Source organism: Halomonas sp. H10-59 (genome assembly GCF_040070555.1).
Classification (GTDB): Bacteria; Pseudomonadota; Gammaproteobacteria; order Pseudomonadales; family Halomonadaceae; genus Halomonas; species Halomonas litopenaei.
Genome location: NZ_CP098828.1, coordinates 3,908,180 through 3,923,298 on the forward strand (window position 1 = coordinate 3,908,180; position 15,119 = coordinate 3,923,298).

A 15,119-nucleotide genomic window follows, 5' to 3' on the forward strand; every position below is an offset into this window, starting at 1 on the left:
CCGGGTGACACCATAGGCCCCAGGGCCAGAACACACGATCCAACGGAGGTAGCGTCAGCGTATCTCGATCGACGGTAGTTTTTTTACTACGTCATCCAGCGCCTTGATCTGCGACAGGAAAGGCTCGAGCTTATCAAGCGGGAGTGCACAGGGGCCGTCGCATTTTGCTGAATCGGGATCGGGATGGGCTTCCAGGAACAACCCGGCGATGCCCACCGCCACCCCGGCCCTGGCCAGGTCCAGCACCTGGGCGCGGCGGCCATCGGCGCTGTCACTGCGCCCGCCCGGGCGCTGCAGCGAGTGGGTCACGTCGAACAGCAGCGGGAAGCCGGTGTCCTTCATCTCGCCGAAGCCGAGCATGTCCACCACCAAGTTGTTGTAGCCGAAGCTCGAGCCGCGCTCGCACAGCAGCAGCCGCTCGTTGCCGGCTTCCTGGAACTTGGTGATGATGTGGCGCATCTCGTGGGGGGCCAGGAACTGCGGTTTCTTGATGTTGACCACCGCACCGGTCTCGGCCATCGCCACCACCAGGTCGGTCTGGCGAGCCAGAAACGCCGGCAGCTGGATGACATCGGCCACCTCGGCCGCCGGTGCCGCCTGGTGCGGTTCGTGGACATCGGTGATCACCGGCACCCCGAAGCGCGACTTGACCTCATCGAGGATCGCGAGCCCCTTGTCCAGGCCGGGACCGCGGTAAGAATGCACCGAGCTGCGGTTGGCCTTGTCGAAGCTGGCCTTGAACACATAGGGGATGTCGAGCTTGCCGGTCACCTCGACGTAAGCCTCGGCGACCTCGAGGGCCAGCTCACGAGATTCGAGCACGTTCATCCCTGCAAACAGCACCAGAGGCAATGAATTGCCGGCCCTCAGGCCGGCAAATTCGATGGTACGCTGGGCGTCTGACATGGCGATCACTCCTGGTGCGCGGACTGGGCGCGGGTGCGCTTGGCCTTGTGACCCAGGGCCGCGTTGACGAAGCCGGTGAACAGCGGATGGCCATCACGCGGCGTCGAGGTGAACTCCGGGTGGAACTGACAGGCCACGTACCAAGGGTGGTCCGACAGCTCGACCATTTCCACCAGGGAGTTGTCGACGCTGCGTCCGGAGACCACCAGGCCTGCCTTTTCCAGGTCCTCGATGAACTGGTTGTTGACCTCGAAGCGATGACGATGACGCTCGACGATGATGTCGTCACCGTAGGCCTCGCGGGCCTTGGACCCCTTGGCCAGACGGCACTCCTGGCCACCCAGGCGCATGGTACCGCCCAGATCGGAGGCCTCGTCACGCACCTCGATCTTGCCCTCGGGGTTGAGCCATTCGGTGATCAGGCCCACCACCGGGTGCTGGGTGTCGTGGGTGAACTCGGTGGAGTCGGCATCGTTCCAGCCGGCCACATGGCGCGCGTACTCGATCACCGCCACCTGCATGCCCAGACAGATGCCCAGGTAGGGAATGTCGTTCTCGCGGGCGAAACGCGCGGTGGCAATCTTGCCTTCCACACCGCGCTCACCGAAGCCGCCGGGCACCAGGATGGCGTCCTTGCCGGCCAGCCGGTCGGTGCCGTGACGCTCGATGTCCTCGGAGTCGATGTAGTCGACGTTGACCTTCACGCGGGTCTGGATGCCGGCGTGGATCAGCGCCTCGTTCAGCGACTTGTAGGCGTCCAGCAGCTCCATGTACTTGCCGACCATGGCGATGTTCACCGACTTGAGCGGGTTGAGCTTGGCGTCGAGCACCTTGACCCACTCGCTGAGGTCGGCCTCGTCGGCCTCGAGGCGCAGCTTGTCGCAGACGATGTCATCGAGCCCATGCTCGTGCAGCATCAGCGGAATCCGATAGATGGTATCGGCGTCCTGCAGCGGCACCACCGCGCGTTCTTCCACGTTGGTGAACAGCGCGATCTTGCGACGCTCGGTCTCTTCCAGCTCGACCTCGCTGCGGCAGATCAGGATATCCGGCTGGATACCGATGGAGCGCAGCTCCTTGACCGAGTGCTGAGTCGGCTTGGTCTTGGTCTCGCCGGCGGTCTGGATGTAGGGCACCAGCGTCAGGTGCATGAAGATGGCGTTGCTGGCGCCCTTCTCGCTGCGAATCTGACGGATGGACTCGAGGAACGGCAGCGACTCGATGTCACCCACGGTGCCACCGATCTCTACCAGTGCCACGTCGAAGCCTTCGCCACCTTCGTAGACACGACGCTTGATCTCGTCGGTGATGTGCGGGATGACCTGTACCGTGCCGCCCAGGTAGTCGCCACGACGCTCCTTGCGCAGCACGTGCTCGTAGACCCGGCCAGTGGTGAAGTTGTTGGACTGGGTCATCTTGGTGCGGATGAAGCGCTCATAGTGGCCCAAGTCCAGGTCGGTCTCGGCGCCATCCTCGGTGACGAACACCTCGCCGTGCTGGAAGGGACTCATGGTGCCCGGATCCACGTTGATGTACGGGTCGAGCTTGAGCATGGTGACCTTGAGGCCGCGAGCCTCGAGAATCGCCGCCAGCGAGGCCGACGCAATGCCCTTGCCAAGAGAGGACACAACGCCGCCGGTCACGAAGATATATCGTGTCATGGAGAACCTGTCGAAACGTGATCGGTAGGCCCGGCAGGAAGCCGCGCCAGGATGGGACGACAGACTAGCAGATATCGACTAACGGCTCAATTTGCACAACAGGAAGTCATCCTGGAGAAACCGCCCCGCCCCTCCGCCATGGTTCTCACAACGGGGGACGGGGCTCGGCAGAGCCTCAGATGTCGAGGTAGTCGAGGATGCCCTCACCGGCCTGGCGACCTTCATAGACCGCAGTCACCACCAGATCGGAGCCGCGCACCATGTCGCCACCGGCAAAGATCTTCTCGTTGGTGGTCTGGAAGGCGAAGCTGCCATGCTCAGGCGCCTTGACCCGGCCACGCTCGTCGACCTCGATGCCCACCGACTCGAACCAGGGCGCCGGGCTCGGCTGGAAGCCGAAGGCGATGACCACGGCGTCGGCGGGGATGATCTCCTCGGAGCCCGGCACCACCTCGGGACGGCGACGGCCGTTCTCGTCGGCTTCGCCCAGGCGGGTACGCACCACCTTGACGCCTTCGACCCGCTCTTCACCGACCACCGCCACCGGCTGACGATTGAACAGGAAGTCCACGCCTTCCTCGCGGGCATTGGCCACCTCACGCCGGGAGCCCGGCATGTTCTCTTCGTCACGGCGGTAGGCGCAGGTCACCTCACGGGCGCCCTGGCGAATGGCGGTACGGTTGCAGTCCATGGCGGTATCGCCACCACCCAGCACCACCACACGCTGACCTTCCAGCGAGACGAAGTCCTCGGGATTCTTCTCGAAGCCCAGACGGTGGTTGACGTTGGCGATCAGGTAGTCGAGCGCCTTGTGCACCCCAGGCAGGTCCTCGCCGGGGAAGCCACCTTCCATATAGGTATAGGTGCCCATGCCGAGGAACACGGCGTCGTACTTCGCCAACAGGTCCTCGAAGGCGACGTCCTTGCCCACCTCGACGTTGAGGCGGAACTCCACACCCATCTCCTCGAACACCGCACGACGACGTTCCATCACCGTCTTCTCGAGCTTGAACTCGGGGATGCCGAAGGTCAGAAGGCCGCCGATCTCGGCGTACTTGTCGAAGACCACCGGCTTGACGCCGTTGCGCACCAGGATGTCGGCGCAGCCGAGGCCAGCGGGCCCCGCGCCGATGATCGCGACCTTCCTGTCGGTCCAGGTCACCTGGCTCATATCCGGGCGCCAGCCCATGGCGAAGGCGGTGTCGGTGATGTACTTCTCCACCGAACCGATGGTCACCGCGCCAAAGCCGTCATTGAGGGTGCAGTCACCCTCGCACAGGCGGTCCTGGGGGCACACCCGGCCACACACTTCGGGCAGCGAGTTGGTGCGATGCGACATCTCCGCCGCCTCGAGGATGTTGCCCTCGCTGACCAGCTGCAGCCAGTTGGGAATGTAGTTATGGACCGGGCACTTCCACTCGCAGTAGGGATTACCGCAGTGCAGGCAGCGATGCGCCTGGCTGGCCGCCTCCATGGGCTTGAACGGCTCGTAGATCTCGGCGAACTGGCGGGCGCGGGTGCGCGCCGCCTTCTTCTGCGGATCCTGACGACCGACGTCGATGAACTGAAAGTCGTTGTTCAAACGGTTTGCCATGATGTTCTCCTGCCTTGTTCGGGACGCCGTCGGGTTATTCGGGCTGACGCGTGGACTGGGCCAAGAGGCCATTCAGGCTCGCCGCCTTGGGCTTCACCAACCAGAAGTGGCGGATAAAGTCGCTGAAGTCCTCGAGGATCGCCTGACCGCGCAATGATCCGGTCTCGGCCACATACTCCTCGATGGTTTCCCTGAGGTGTCTCCGATAGGCCTCCATGGCCTCGGTGTTGACCCGATGGATCTCCACCAGTTCGTGGTTGTAACGGTCGACGAAGCAGCGATCCTCGTCGAGCACGTAGGCGAAGCCGCCGGTCATGCCCGCACCGAAGTTGACGCCGGTCTCGCCGAGCACGCAGACGATGCCGCCGGTCATGTACTCGCAGCAGTGATCGCCCGAGCCTTCGATGACCGCGTGGGCGCCGGAGTTGCGCACGCCGAAGCGCTCGCCGGCGGTACCCGCGGCAAACAGCTTGCCGCCGGTGGCGCCGTACAGGCAGGTGTTGCCGATGATCGCCGTCTTGTGGCTCTCGAACTGACTATTCTTGGGCGGGGTGATGACGATCTTGCCGCCATTCATGCCCTTGCCGACGTAGTCGTTGGCGTCACCTTCCAGGTACAGATTGAGTCCGCGTGCGTTCCACACCCCGAAGCTCTGACCGGCGACACCGGTGAAGCGCGCGGTCACCGGCGCGTCGTCAAGACCCGCCTCGCCGTAACGCTTGGCGATGGCGCCGGAAGTCAGCGCACCCACCGAACGATCACAGTTGGTGATGGTGAAGGACACGTCGGCCCCGCCCTTGGACTCGATGGCGTCCTTGAGCGCCTCCAGCACCTCGAGGTTCTTGGCGCCCGGGTCATGCGGCACGTTACGGCTGACCTGGCAGTACTGAGGGGCACCTGCCGGCACATGGTCGTTGGCCAGCAAAGGCGTCAGGTCAAGCTTGTGCTGCGAAGGCGTCAGCCCCTCGAACACCTCGAGCAGGTCAGTGCGCCCGATCAGGTCGGTGAGCTTGCGCACGCCAAGCAGCGCCATCAGTTCGCGTACTTCCTCGGCGATGAAGCGGAAGTAGTGCTTGACCATGTCGACGGTGCCACGGAAGTGCTCGTCGCGCAGGTACTGCATCTGGGTGGCAACACCGGTGGCACAGTTGTTGAGGTGGCAGATGCGCAGGTACTTGCAGCCCAGCGCCACCATCGGTGCGGTACCGAAGCCAAAGCTCTCGGCGCCAAGAATCGCCGCCTTGATCACGTCCAGGCCGGTCTTCAGGCCGCCGTCGGTCTGCAGCCGGATCTTGTCGCGCAGGCCGTTGATGCGCAGCGCCTGATGCACCTCCGGCAGGCCCAGCTCCCAGGGTGAACCGGCGTGCTTGATCGAGGTCAGCGGGCTCGCCGCGGTGCCGCCGTCGTAGCCGGACACCGTGATCAGGTCAGCGTAGGCCTTGGCCACGCCGGTGGCGATGGTGCCGATGCCGGGTTCGGAGACCAGCTTGACCGACACCTGGGCGTCGGGATTGACCTGCTTGAGGTCAAAGATCAGCTGGGCCAGGTCCTCGATGGAGTAGATGTCGTGGTGCGGCGGCGGCGAGATCAGGGTCACCCCCGGCACCGAATAACGCAGCCGGGCGATCAACTCGTTGACCTTGCCACCGGGAAGCTGGCCACCCTCGCCGGGCTTGGCGCCCTGGGCCACCTTGATCTGCAGCACCTCGGCGTTGACCAGATAGGCCGGGGTGACACCGAAGCGCCCGGAGGCGATCTGCTTGATCTTGGAGCTTCTGATGGTGCCGTAGCGCGACGGGTCCTCGCCACCCTCACCGGAGTTGGACCGCCCACCGGCCTCGTTCATGGCCTGGGCCAGGGCCTCGTGGGCTTCCGGCGACAGCGCACCCAGCGACATGCCGGCGCTGTCGAAGCGCGGCAGCAGGTCCTCGACCGGCTCGACCTCCTCGAGCGGCAGCGGCTCGGCGGCGGGCTTCAACTTCAGCAGGTCACGAATGGTGGCGGGCGCGCGATCATTGACCAGCTGCGCAAACTTCTTCCACTTGGCGTAGTCGCCCTCCTGCACCGCCTCCTGCAACGCCTTGACCACATCGGGGTTGTAGGCGTGGTACTCGTGACCATGGACGTACTTCATCAGGCCGCCCTGGGAGATGCCCTTGCGCGGCTTCCAGGCGTCCTTGGCCAGCGCCACCTGGGTCAGCTGGATCTCGTTGAAGCCGGTGCCCTCGATGCGCGAGGCCATGCCGGTGAAGCAAAGATCCATCACCTCGGAGGACAGACCCACCGCCTCGAACAGCTGCGAACCACGATAGGACGCCAGGGTCGAGATACCCATCTTGGAGAGGATCTTGAACAGCCCCTTCTGCAGGCCCTTGCGGTAGTTCTCGCGGGCGTCCGCCGGATTGCCGGACAGCTCGCCGGTGCGATGCATGTCGGCCATCACCTGATAGGCCAGCCACGGATAGACTGCGGTGGCGCCCACTCCGAACAGCACCGCCATCTGGTGGGCGTCACGGGCGTAGCCGGTCTCGACGATCAGGTTGACCCGCGGGCGCAGGGCCTTGCGACCAAGCTCGTTGTGGATTGCGCCCACCGCCAGCGCCGGATGGATCGGCACCTGCCCCTGGGGCAGGTCGGCGTCGGACAGCACCAGGATCACCTTGTTCTCGTGAACCGCCGCCTCGGCCTCTCGACACAGCTCGAGCAGCGCCGCCTTGAGCCCTGTCTGCTCCGGGTCATAGCCCAGCGACATGCGCTGGCTGGCAAAGGCCGGGTCGTCCTGGCCGACCAGAGCGGTAAACTTGCGCGGCGACAGGATCGGGGTCGTCAGCACGATACGGTGGGCGTGCTCCGGGGTCGCCTTGAACACGTTGCGCTCGGCACCGATGCAGGTCTCCAGCGACATCACGATGGCTTCGCGCAGCGGATCGATGGCCGGGTTGGTGACCTGGGCGAACTTCTGACGGAAGTAGTCCGACAGCATCCGGTGCTTGCCGGAGAGCACCGCCATGGGGGTGTCGTCACCCATGGAGCCCACCGCTTCCTGACCGCTTTCGCCCAGCGGACGCAGCACCTGGTCACGCTCCTCGAAGCTGACCTGGAACATCTTCTGCTGCACCTGAAGGGTGTCAGCGTCCATGTTCTTGAAGGCGGCGAGCTCGGTCAGCGCGGACTCCAGGAACTGAGCCTCCTGCTTGAGCCAGCGCTTGTAGGGATAGGCCGACTTCAGCCGCTCGTCGATGTCGCTGGTGTGCAGCACTTCGCCGGTCTCGGTGTCCACGGCGAGAACCTGACCGGGGCCAACACGCCCCTTGGCCACCACGTCCTCGGGCTTGTAGTCGTAGGTACCGATCTCGGAAGCCAGGGTGATGAAGCCGTTGCGGGTGATCACCCAGCGCGCCGGGCGCAGGCCGTTGCGGTCGAGCATGCACAGGGCCTGACGGCCATCGGTCATGACCACACCGGCGGGACCATCCCAGGGCTCCACGTGCATGGAGTTGTACTCATAGAAGGCACGCAGGTCGCCGTCCATGATCTCCACGTTCTGCCAGGCCGGCGGCACCATCATGCGCACCGCCCGATGCAGCTCCATGCCGCCGGTCAGCAGCACCTCGAGCATGTTGTCCATGCTCGAGGAGTCGGAACCGGTGGTATTGACGATCTGGTCGAGGCTGGCGATGTCGGGCAGCCGCTCGGAGACGAAGTTCTCCTTGCGCGAGTTGGCCCAGCCACGGTTGGCCTCGATGGTGTTGATCTCGCCGTTGTGGGCCAGCAGGCGGAACGGCTGAGCCAGCGGCCAGCGCGGCGCGGTGTTGGTGGAGAAACGCTGGTGGAACACGCAGATGGCGGTTTCCAGGCGCTCGTCACCCAGGTCCTGATAGAAGGCCGGCAGATCCACCGGCATCACCAGTCCCTTGTAGGAGACGACGTCGCTGGACAGCGAACTGACGTAGAAGTCCGGCTCGTCGATCAGCGCCTGCTCGGCCAGTCGGCGGGCCATGAACAGCGAGACGTCAAAGGCTTCCTCGGCGTCACCGGGCTCGACGAACAGTTGACGGATACGCGGCAGGCACTCCAGCGCCATCGGGCCGCACACGCTGGGGTCCACCGGCACCTCGCGCCAGCCGAGCACCTTGACACCACGCTCTGTCAGGCTCGCCTCGAGCACCTGGCGGGCGCGCTCCTCACGCTGGTCGTCGTCGGGCAGGAAGATCACGCCCACGGCATAGCTGTCGCCCAGTTCGATACCCAGGCTTTCCTTGGCGGCGTGGCGCATGAAGCCGTCGGGCATCTTCAACAGTAGGCCACAGCCGTCACCGGTCTTGCCGTCGGCAGCAATACCGCCACGGTGGGTCATGCAGGTCAGGGATTCGATGGCAGTACTGAGCAGTTCATGGCTAGCCTGCCCTTCCATGTGGGCGATCAGGCCAAACCCGCAGTTGTCACGGAACTCGCCGGGCTGGTGAAGACCTCTGTTCATGGGCGCGCCTCAGGTGAAAGGGTTGTAGTCACAGCATAATCGCGATATTATTATCGGTTTTTCTTTTGATTTTAAGCCCTTAAGAGCTTTCGCTAACTGCACGAAAAATGGGTACCCAGCATAGCCAGCCCCCCGCCCTCGCGCAATCTCCCCGCCGCGCACGCCCCATAAAAAAACACCGTAAATCTGATGCTTGCACCAAGGCTTCGAAAAAAAACCTTATCAGGTCAACGACTTGGAAGCCGTTTCCAGCAAGTCTTGCTGTACGCCTTTCACCACTAGACTTTAGTCGCAAAAACTGTCGACACCCCATGCCGATCAGGCATACGACATACAGATCCACGCAGGAGCGGCGCCTCTTCCCCCTTCCCGAAGCCGTCGACAGCACCTCGTAGCGCACTCCGTGAAGCCCTGTTCGGCCAATACCTGTCCCGTCTCTAGCCGTTCCTTTCCACGCCAAAGCCACGCCAAAGCCACGCCAAAGCCACGCCAAAGCCACCCGTGCCGAAGCCAACCTTGCCGCTCGGCGTGCCCCAGACACGACAACGCCCGCGCAAGGCGGGCGTCGCAGTCGATACACTGGAGACTGGCATCATCAGGCCCGTGGATAGGCCTCGATGCATTCGCCGAGCAGCGCCGGCGGGGTCTGATCGTAGACGCAGGCCTCACCGAGCGCGCGCATCAGCACCAGGCGCATGCGGTCATCGGTATTTTTCTTGTCGAGCTTCATGCGCGACACGAAATCCTCAACCGTCATCTCCCTCGGGGCCGCCACCGGCAGACCCGCCCGCTCGATCACTCGACGGGTGCGCGTCACATCGGCCTGCTCGATAAAGCCCTGACGCATCGACAGGTCCGCCGCCATCAGCATGCCCACACCCACCGCCTCGCCGTGCAGCCAGGTACCGTAGCCCATGTAGGCCTCGATGGCGTGCCCGAAGGTGTGCCCCAGATTCAAAAGCGCCCGCACGTCCTGCTCGGTCTCGTCGAGGGCGACGATCTCGGCCTTGATCGCACAGCTACGCTCGATGGCCTTGGCGAGCGCAACATCGTCGAGCTCACGCAGCGCAGCCATCTCATCTTCCAGCCAGCCGAGAAAGTCACTGTCATGGATCAGTCCGTACTTGATCACCTCGGCAAGACCCGCGGACAGTTCGCGCTCGGGCAGGGTCGAGAGCGTGGCGGTATCGATCAGCACTGCGCGGGGCTGCCAGAAGGCGCCAATCATGTTCTTGCCCAGCGGATGATTGACCCCGGTCTTGCCCCCTACCGAAGAATCCACCTGGGACAACAGAGTGGTGGGCACCTGGATAAAGGAGATGCCGCGCTGGTAGGACGCCGCGGCGAAGCCGACCATATCGCCGATCACCCCGCCACCCAGCGCCACCAGTGTGGCCTTGCGGTTGAAGCCGGCCTCCAGCAGGGCGTCCCAGATGCGCGAGACGCCTTCGACATTCTTGTGGGCTTCACCATCCGGCAGCACCAGGGTCTCGATCCTGAGGCGGTCGTCGGCCGCTGCCAGCGCCGAGGTCAGCCGCTCGAGATAGTGCGCGGCGACGGTGTCGTTGGTCACCACCATCACCTGGCGACCGCTGAGATAGGAGGCCAGACGCTCACCGTCATCGACCAGCCCCGGTCCGATATGGATGGGGTAGCTGCGATCGCCCAGGGCGACGGTCAGGGTCAAGGGATTCACGGACATGGGTGTGCTCATGATGAGGCCTTGCAGGTGAGAGGGTCGAGGAGGCGATGGACGCGACGAACGATATCGTTGACCACCGAGCGCGGCCCGCGGCGGTCGGTGCGGATCACCAGGTCCGCGGTGGCGCGATACAGCGGGTCACGCAGGGCGAACATGTCGCGCAGCAGTTGCTCGCGATCGCCGCGCTGCAGAAGCGGCCGGTTGCGATCCTTGGCGGTGCGCTTCAACTGCTGCTCCACGGTAGTGAACAGATAGATGACGGTACCGCCCTCGCGGATACGCTGGCGATTTTCCTCGCGCAGCACCGCGCCGCCGCCAGTAGCGATCACTACCTTGTCGTAGTCCACCAGCTCGCTGATCATGGCGCTTTCCCTGTCACGAAAGCCGCTCTCGCCCTCGACATCGAATATCCAGGGGATATCCGCGCCACAGCGTGACTGAATCTCGTGGTCACTGTCGTAGAACGGACGTGACAATTCGGCCGCCAGCAGGCGGCCGATGGTGCTCTTTCCCGCCCCCATGGGGCCTATCAGAATCAGGTTGGGTACTTCCTGCATCAGTGAGTCGCCAGGCCGTCGTCGAGTATCCGGGGAGTGATGAATACCAACAACTCTACCTTATCGTTGACGTCCTCGGTATAGCGAAACAGCTTTCCCAGCCAGGGGATATCGCCAAGCCAGGGCGTCTTGTACAGCGTATGCAGCTGCTGGGTGGTGAGAATCCCCCCCAGCACCACGGTCTCGCCGTCCTCGACCAGCACCTGGGTCTGGATCTCATTGGTATCGATGGCCGGCTCGCCGTCGAAGCTCTGCTCGGCCAGGGTGTCATTGTTGATGGTCAGATCCATGACGATGCGGTCATCGCTGGTAATTTGCGGGGTGACCTCAAGCGCCAGCACCGCCTCCTTGAACTCTACGTTGGTGGCACCGCTGGAGGTGGACTCCTGGTAGGGGATCTCCTTGCCCTGCTTGATCAGGGCGGTGTGCTGATTGGCGGTAATCACCCGCGGCTCGGAGATGGTCTGGCTCTTGCCCTCGCTCTCCAGCGCATGCAACTCCAGATCCAGCAGCACATCCCCGGCCAGATAGCCGAACTTGAAAGAGCTTCCCGGATCCAGGGCATCGCCCAGATCCACCCCCAGGCCACCGTAGGCATCCCCTCGATTGCCGAAGACCCCATCACCGATCTGTACCGATTCACCCAGCGCCCCGGACAGGGCACCGTCCCCGCTCCCCACAGGCAACTTGTCGTGGCGGCTGCGCGCGCCCCAGTTGACGCCAATCTCCTCGGCGGTGTTGTCTCGGGCCACCACGATGCGCGCCGAAATCTGCACCTGGCGTACCGGCACATCCAGGCGCGCCAGGGTCCAGCGAATCTCGTCAAGCTGACTGGCCACGTCCTGGACCAGCAGGGTATTGGTGCGCGGATCGGTGGCCACGCGCCCGCGATCGGACAACAGCCCGAAACCGTTCTCGCCACGCAGCAAGGCGGCGAGCTCCGCCGCCTTGGCATACCGCACTTCGATGTGTTCGGTCACCAGGGGCTCAAGCTCGTCCAGCCGCGAGGCCGCCTCGAGCTTGAGGCGATCACGCTCGGCCAGTTCCGAGGCCGGCGCCACCAGCAGGATGTCGCCCTGCCGACGACTATCGAGCCCCTGGCTCTCCAGCACCATGTCCAGCGCCTGGTCCCAGGGCACCGCTTCCAGGTTCAGGGTCACCCGCCCAGCGACGCTATCACTGGCGACGATATTGAGGCCGGTGAAGTCACTCAACACCGACAGCACCGAGCGCACCTCGACATCCTGAAAGTTCAGAGTGATCGGCGCGCCCTGATAGTCCTCGCCCTGCGCCCAGCCCGGCGACACCAGCAGCACACCGACCACCAGCCCCACCAGCCACCGCGCGATCGCCTGCCCAGGCGAAAACGCCGTCTCGCCTGTCCGACATGAACCGATATCAGATCGCCTGCTCACTCGCCTACCCTCATGACACGCTCCTTCCAGCGATAGTCCTTGCCTGCGACCGCCTCCAGCCTGACGGCCTCACCGCTGATCGCCGCAACCCTGGCGGGCGGATTGGCCAGCATCTCCCCTTGCGCCACCCGATAGAGATGACCATCGGGCGCCTCGAACAGCGCCCAATGCCGTTGCCCTCGACCCAGCACTCCCACCAGATCAAGTTCGTCCAGGGAAAAGGCAGCAAGACCGCTGCCTTGCCCAAACCGCTGACCGCCGAAGCCCTGGCCCTCGAAGCGAAAGGGACTTCTCGCGTTGGCGTAGCGATACTGCAGCACCGGCAGGCTCACTACTTCAGGCAACGCTACCGGCCGCCGATCTAGCTCCGGCGCCAGCGCCTCGGCCAGACGCCGATCCAGGGCGTCGAGGTCCGCCTGCTGGCAACCCGTCAGGGCCACACCCAACAAGGCGCCCATCAGCATGCCCACCAGCCGGCGCCGCCTCATGAACCCTCCACCAGCGCATCGGCGGCATCCGGCGTCGAATCCGCGACGCGCGCGCCGTCACCAATACTGTAGGTCTGCGCCAGCGCGTGCAGCTCAAGCCCTCCCTCGACCGGCGACAGGCTGAAATCGTGCAACGTCACCAGTCGGGGCAGGTTGGCCAGATCAGCCACGAAACCACCGATGGCGTGATAGTCGCCCCGCACCCGCAGATCAAAAGGCCGCTCGACATAAAGCTCCAGGGGGCGCGCCGGCCTCAGTTCGAGCTCCTCCAGCGATAGCCCGCGACGCTTGGCCACCTGGCCGATGCCTTCCAACAGCGATGGGATGGCGGCGCCATCCGGCAACATGCGACGCCGCTCGCTGACACGCTGATCGAGATCCACCAACAGCCGCTTGAGGCGATCAAGCTCCGCCAACTCGCGTGCGCGGCCTTCGAAGTCGGCGACCACCTCTCGCTCCTGACGCTGCAGCTCCACCAGACGCTGTGACAGGGGATGCAGATAGCCCACCACCATGGCCACCAGGGCGAGCACGAAAGCCAGGATCGCCACCAGGGTCCGCAGCGACATCGGCCAGCGCCCGGCCTCACTCAGCTCCAGCCGACGCCAGTCCAGCGCCTTGAGCCGGCGCCACTCATCGAGCCAGCGCTCACGCCAGCTGACATCACCACCCTGCTCTGAATTCATGGCAAGGGCTCCAGCGCCGGCAATGCCGCGAGGGTCATCTCCAGCGCAAAATGCTGATAGCCCTGCTCGGCCCCCACCCGCGACAACAGTGGTTCGGCAAAGACCTGCGCACGCTCGAGGGAGCGCAGCTGCTCGACCAGCCTGGCACTGTCCACGGCCTCGCCCTCGAGCATCAATCTGTCGCCAATGCGCTCGACACGCTGGTAGCGAACCCCCGGCGCCAGGGTGGCTGCCAGGGCATTGACCACCGCAAGCGTCTGGCGCCGCTCGTCCTGCAGCCGCTCGAGCAACGCCTGTTCCTGATCCAGCAATGAGAGCTGGCGTTCGAGATCGACCATCTCGGCGGATTTTTCTTCCAGACGCTCGACGGCGGCGGCGACATGTCGCTGGCGGGCCTCCATCTGCCTCAACCCCCACTGCAGCCACAACGTGGCCATCAACGCGAGCCCGACACCCGCCAACGCCGACAGCGCCACCGCCAGCCAGAAGCGTCGCGTGCGCCTGGCGCGAGCGGCCTCGCGCCAGTCAAGCAGATTGACCTGGACCTCGTTGATCGTCACATCTTTCATGGTCGTCCTCGCATGGCCAGGCCGCAGGCGGTCAGCAGGGCCGGCGCTTCGCCGCGCAGTGCCCCCGCGTCCAGCGATGGCTTGAGCGCCATCCCCTCCAGCGGGTCCACCTGGCTGACCGGCAGGCCGAGGGCCTGGCTCAGACGATCGGCAAGCCCCGCGACCAGGCTGCCACCTCCGGTCAACAGCAGTCGCTCGAGCGGGCGCACATGGTCCGACACCTGATATAGCTGCAACGATCGCTGGATGTGCTCCACCAGGGTCTCGACGAAGGGCCCCAGCACCGTGTGCGAATAGTCGTCCGGCAAACCGCCCCGCTTCTTGCCGAAGCCGGCCTCATCCATGCCGATACCGTAGTGACGCTGGATCGCTTCGGTGAGCTGCATGCCGCCGAACAGGCTGTCATGGCTGTAGACGATGCGCCCGGCCACCACCACGTGCAGCGTGTTGAGGTAGGCGCCCACGTCCACCAGGGCCAGAGCGCCGTCCCCCAGTCGGCGACGACGGCAAAGGCCAGCGATGGCCCGCTCGATGGCGAAGCTCTCGACATCCACCGCCGCAGGCATGAGCCCGCTGGCCTCCAGCGCCTGGGTCAACTGCTCGACGTCCTGGCGACGACAGGCCACCAGCAGCACCTCCTGCCACTGCGGATCGTCGGAGCAGCGTCCCAGGCGATAGAAGTCAAAGGCCACCTCACGGAACGGAAACGGTATGTGCTTGTCTGACTCCCATTCGATACGGGCCTCGATCTCTTCATCATCGAGCGCTGCCGGATAGCGCAGTACCCGGGTTATCGCCGCGCGGGATGGTACCGCCACGGCGGCCTCTCGACTCCCTGGAGAGGCCAGCTCGACCACCCGCGACAGCACCTCGATGACCTCGCCCATATCACGTATGCGGCGCTCCACCACGGCCCCTTGACGCAGCGGTCTGACCGCGTAGCCGGCCACGCGGTGGCCGGCGTCCTCCTCCACCAGCTCGATCAACTTGACCGAGGCGGAGGTGATATCGACACCGACCAGACCCTTGTCCTTCGAGGAAAACCACATGAGCCCATCACA

At 64.6% G+C, this 15,119-nt stretch carries 11 protein-coding genes; all 11 read right to left on the reverse strand.

Going from position 1 to position 15,119, the window contains the following annotated elements; all coding sequences use genetic code 11:
- Window positions 1-54: 54 nt before the first annotated feature.
- On the reverse strand, window positions 55-906 hold the full coding sequence (gene kdsA, locus NFG57_RS16930) for a 3-deoxy-8-phosphooctulonate synthase (protein ID WP_108449773.1): 852 nt from the start codon (window positions 904-906) through the stop codon (window positions 55-57).
- A gap of 5 nt (window positions 907-911) precedes the next feature.
- Window positions 912-2,567 carry a CTP synthase gene (locus NFG57_RS16935; protein ID WP_348814826.1) on the reverse strand — a complete coding sequence of 552 codons (1,656 nt, stop codon included), beginning with the start codon at window positions 2,565-2,567 and terminating at the stop codon, window positions 912-914.
- A gap of 175 nt (window positions 2,568-2,742) precedes the next feature.
- Entirely contained in the window at window positions 2,743-4,161 is a 1,419-nt protein-coding gene (locus NFG57_RS16940; protein WP_045991136.1) for an FAD-dependent oxidoreductase, read from the reverse strand.
- Window positions 4,162-4,195: 34 nt separating this feature from the next.
- On the reverse strand, window positions 4,196-8,641 hold the full coding sequence (gene gltB, locus NFG57_RS16945; protein WP_348814827.1) for a glutamate synthase large subunit: 4,446 nt from the start codon (window positions 8,639-8,641) through the stop codon (window positions 4,196-4,198).
- Between the two features lie 595 nt (window positions 8,642-9,236).
- The gene (aroB, locus tag NFG57_RS16950) at window positions 9,237-10,343 is read right to left on the reverse strand and encodes a 3-dehydroquinate synthase (protein ID WP_348814828.1); all 1,107 of its coding nucleotides are present in this window, start codon (window positions 10,341-10,343) and stop codon (window positions 9,237-9,239) included.
- 8 nt (window positions 10,344-10,351) lie between these two features.
- On the reverse strand, window positions 10,352-10,900 hold the full coding sequence (aroK, locus tag NFG57_RS16955) for a shikimate kinase AroK (RefSeq protein WP_045991139.1): 549 nt from the start codon (window positions 10,898-10,900) through the stop codon (window positions 10,352-10,354).
- Window positions 10,900-12,315 (reverse strand): type IV pilus secretin PilQ, encoded by a 1,416-nt coding sequence (pilQ, locus tag NFG57_RS16960; protein WP_348814829.1) that lies wholly within the window; start codon window positions 12,313-12,315, stop codon window positions 10,900-10,902. The genes aroK and pilQ overlap by 1 nt, the downstream gene beginning before the upstream one ends.
- The gene (locus tag NFG57_RS16965) at window positions 12,312-12,803 is read right to left on the reverse strand and encodes a pilus assembly protein PilP (RefSeq protein ID WP_348814830.1); all 492 of its coding nucleotides are present in this window, start codon (window positions 12,801-12,803) and stop codon (window positions 12,312-12,314) included. Before NFG57_RS16965 ends, pilQ begins: the two co-directional genes overlap by 4 nt.
- Window positions 12,800-13,489, reverse strand: coding sequence for a type 4a pilus biogenesis protein PilO (pilO, locus tag NFG57_RS16970; RefSeq protein ID WP_348814831.1), 690 nt, complete (start codon window positions 13,487-13,489; stop codon window positions 12,800-12,802). Before pilO ends, NFG57_RS16965 begins: the two co-directional genes overlap by 4 nt.
- Window positions 13,486-14,058: a PilN domain-containing protein gene (locus NFG57_RS16975; RefSeq protein ID WP_222570016.1), complete on the reverse strand. Its 573-nt coding sequence runs from the start codon at window positions 14,056-14,058 to the stop codon at window positions 13,486-13,488. Before NFG57_RS16975 ends, pilO begins: the two co-directional genes overlap by 4 nt.
- A complete protein-coding gene (gene pilM, locus NFG57_RS16980) occupies window positions 14,055-15,107 on the reverse strand; it encodes a type IV pilus assembly protein PilM (protein WP_348814832.1) in 1,053 nt (350 codons plus the stop codon). The genes NFG57_RS16975 and pilM overlap by 4 nt, the downstream gene beginning before the upstream one ends.
- Window positions 15,108-15,119 lie beyond the last annotated feature (12 nt).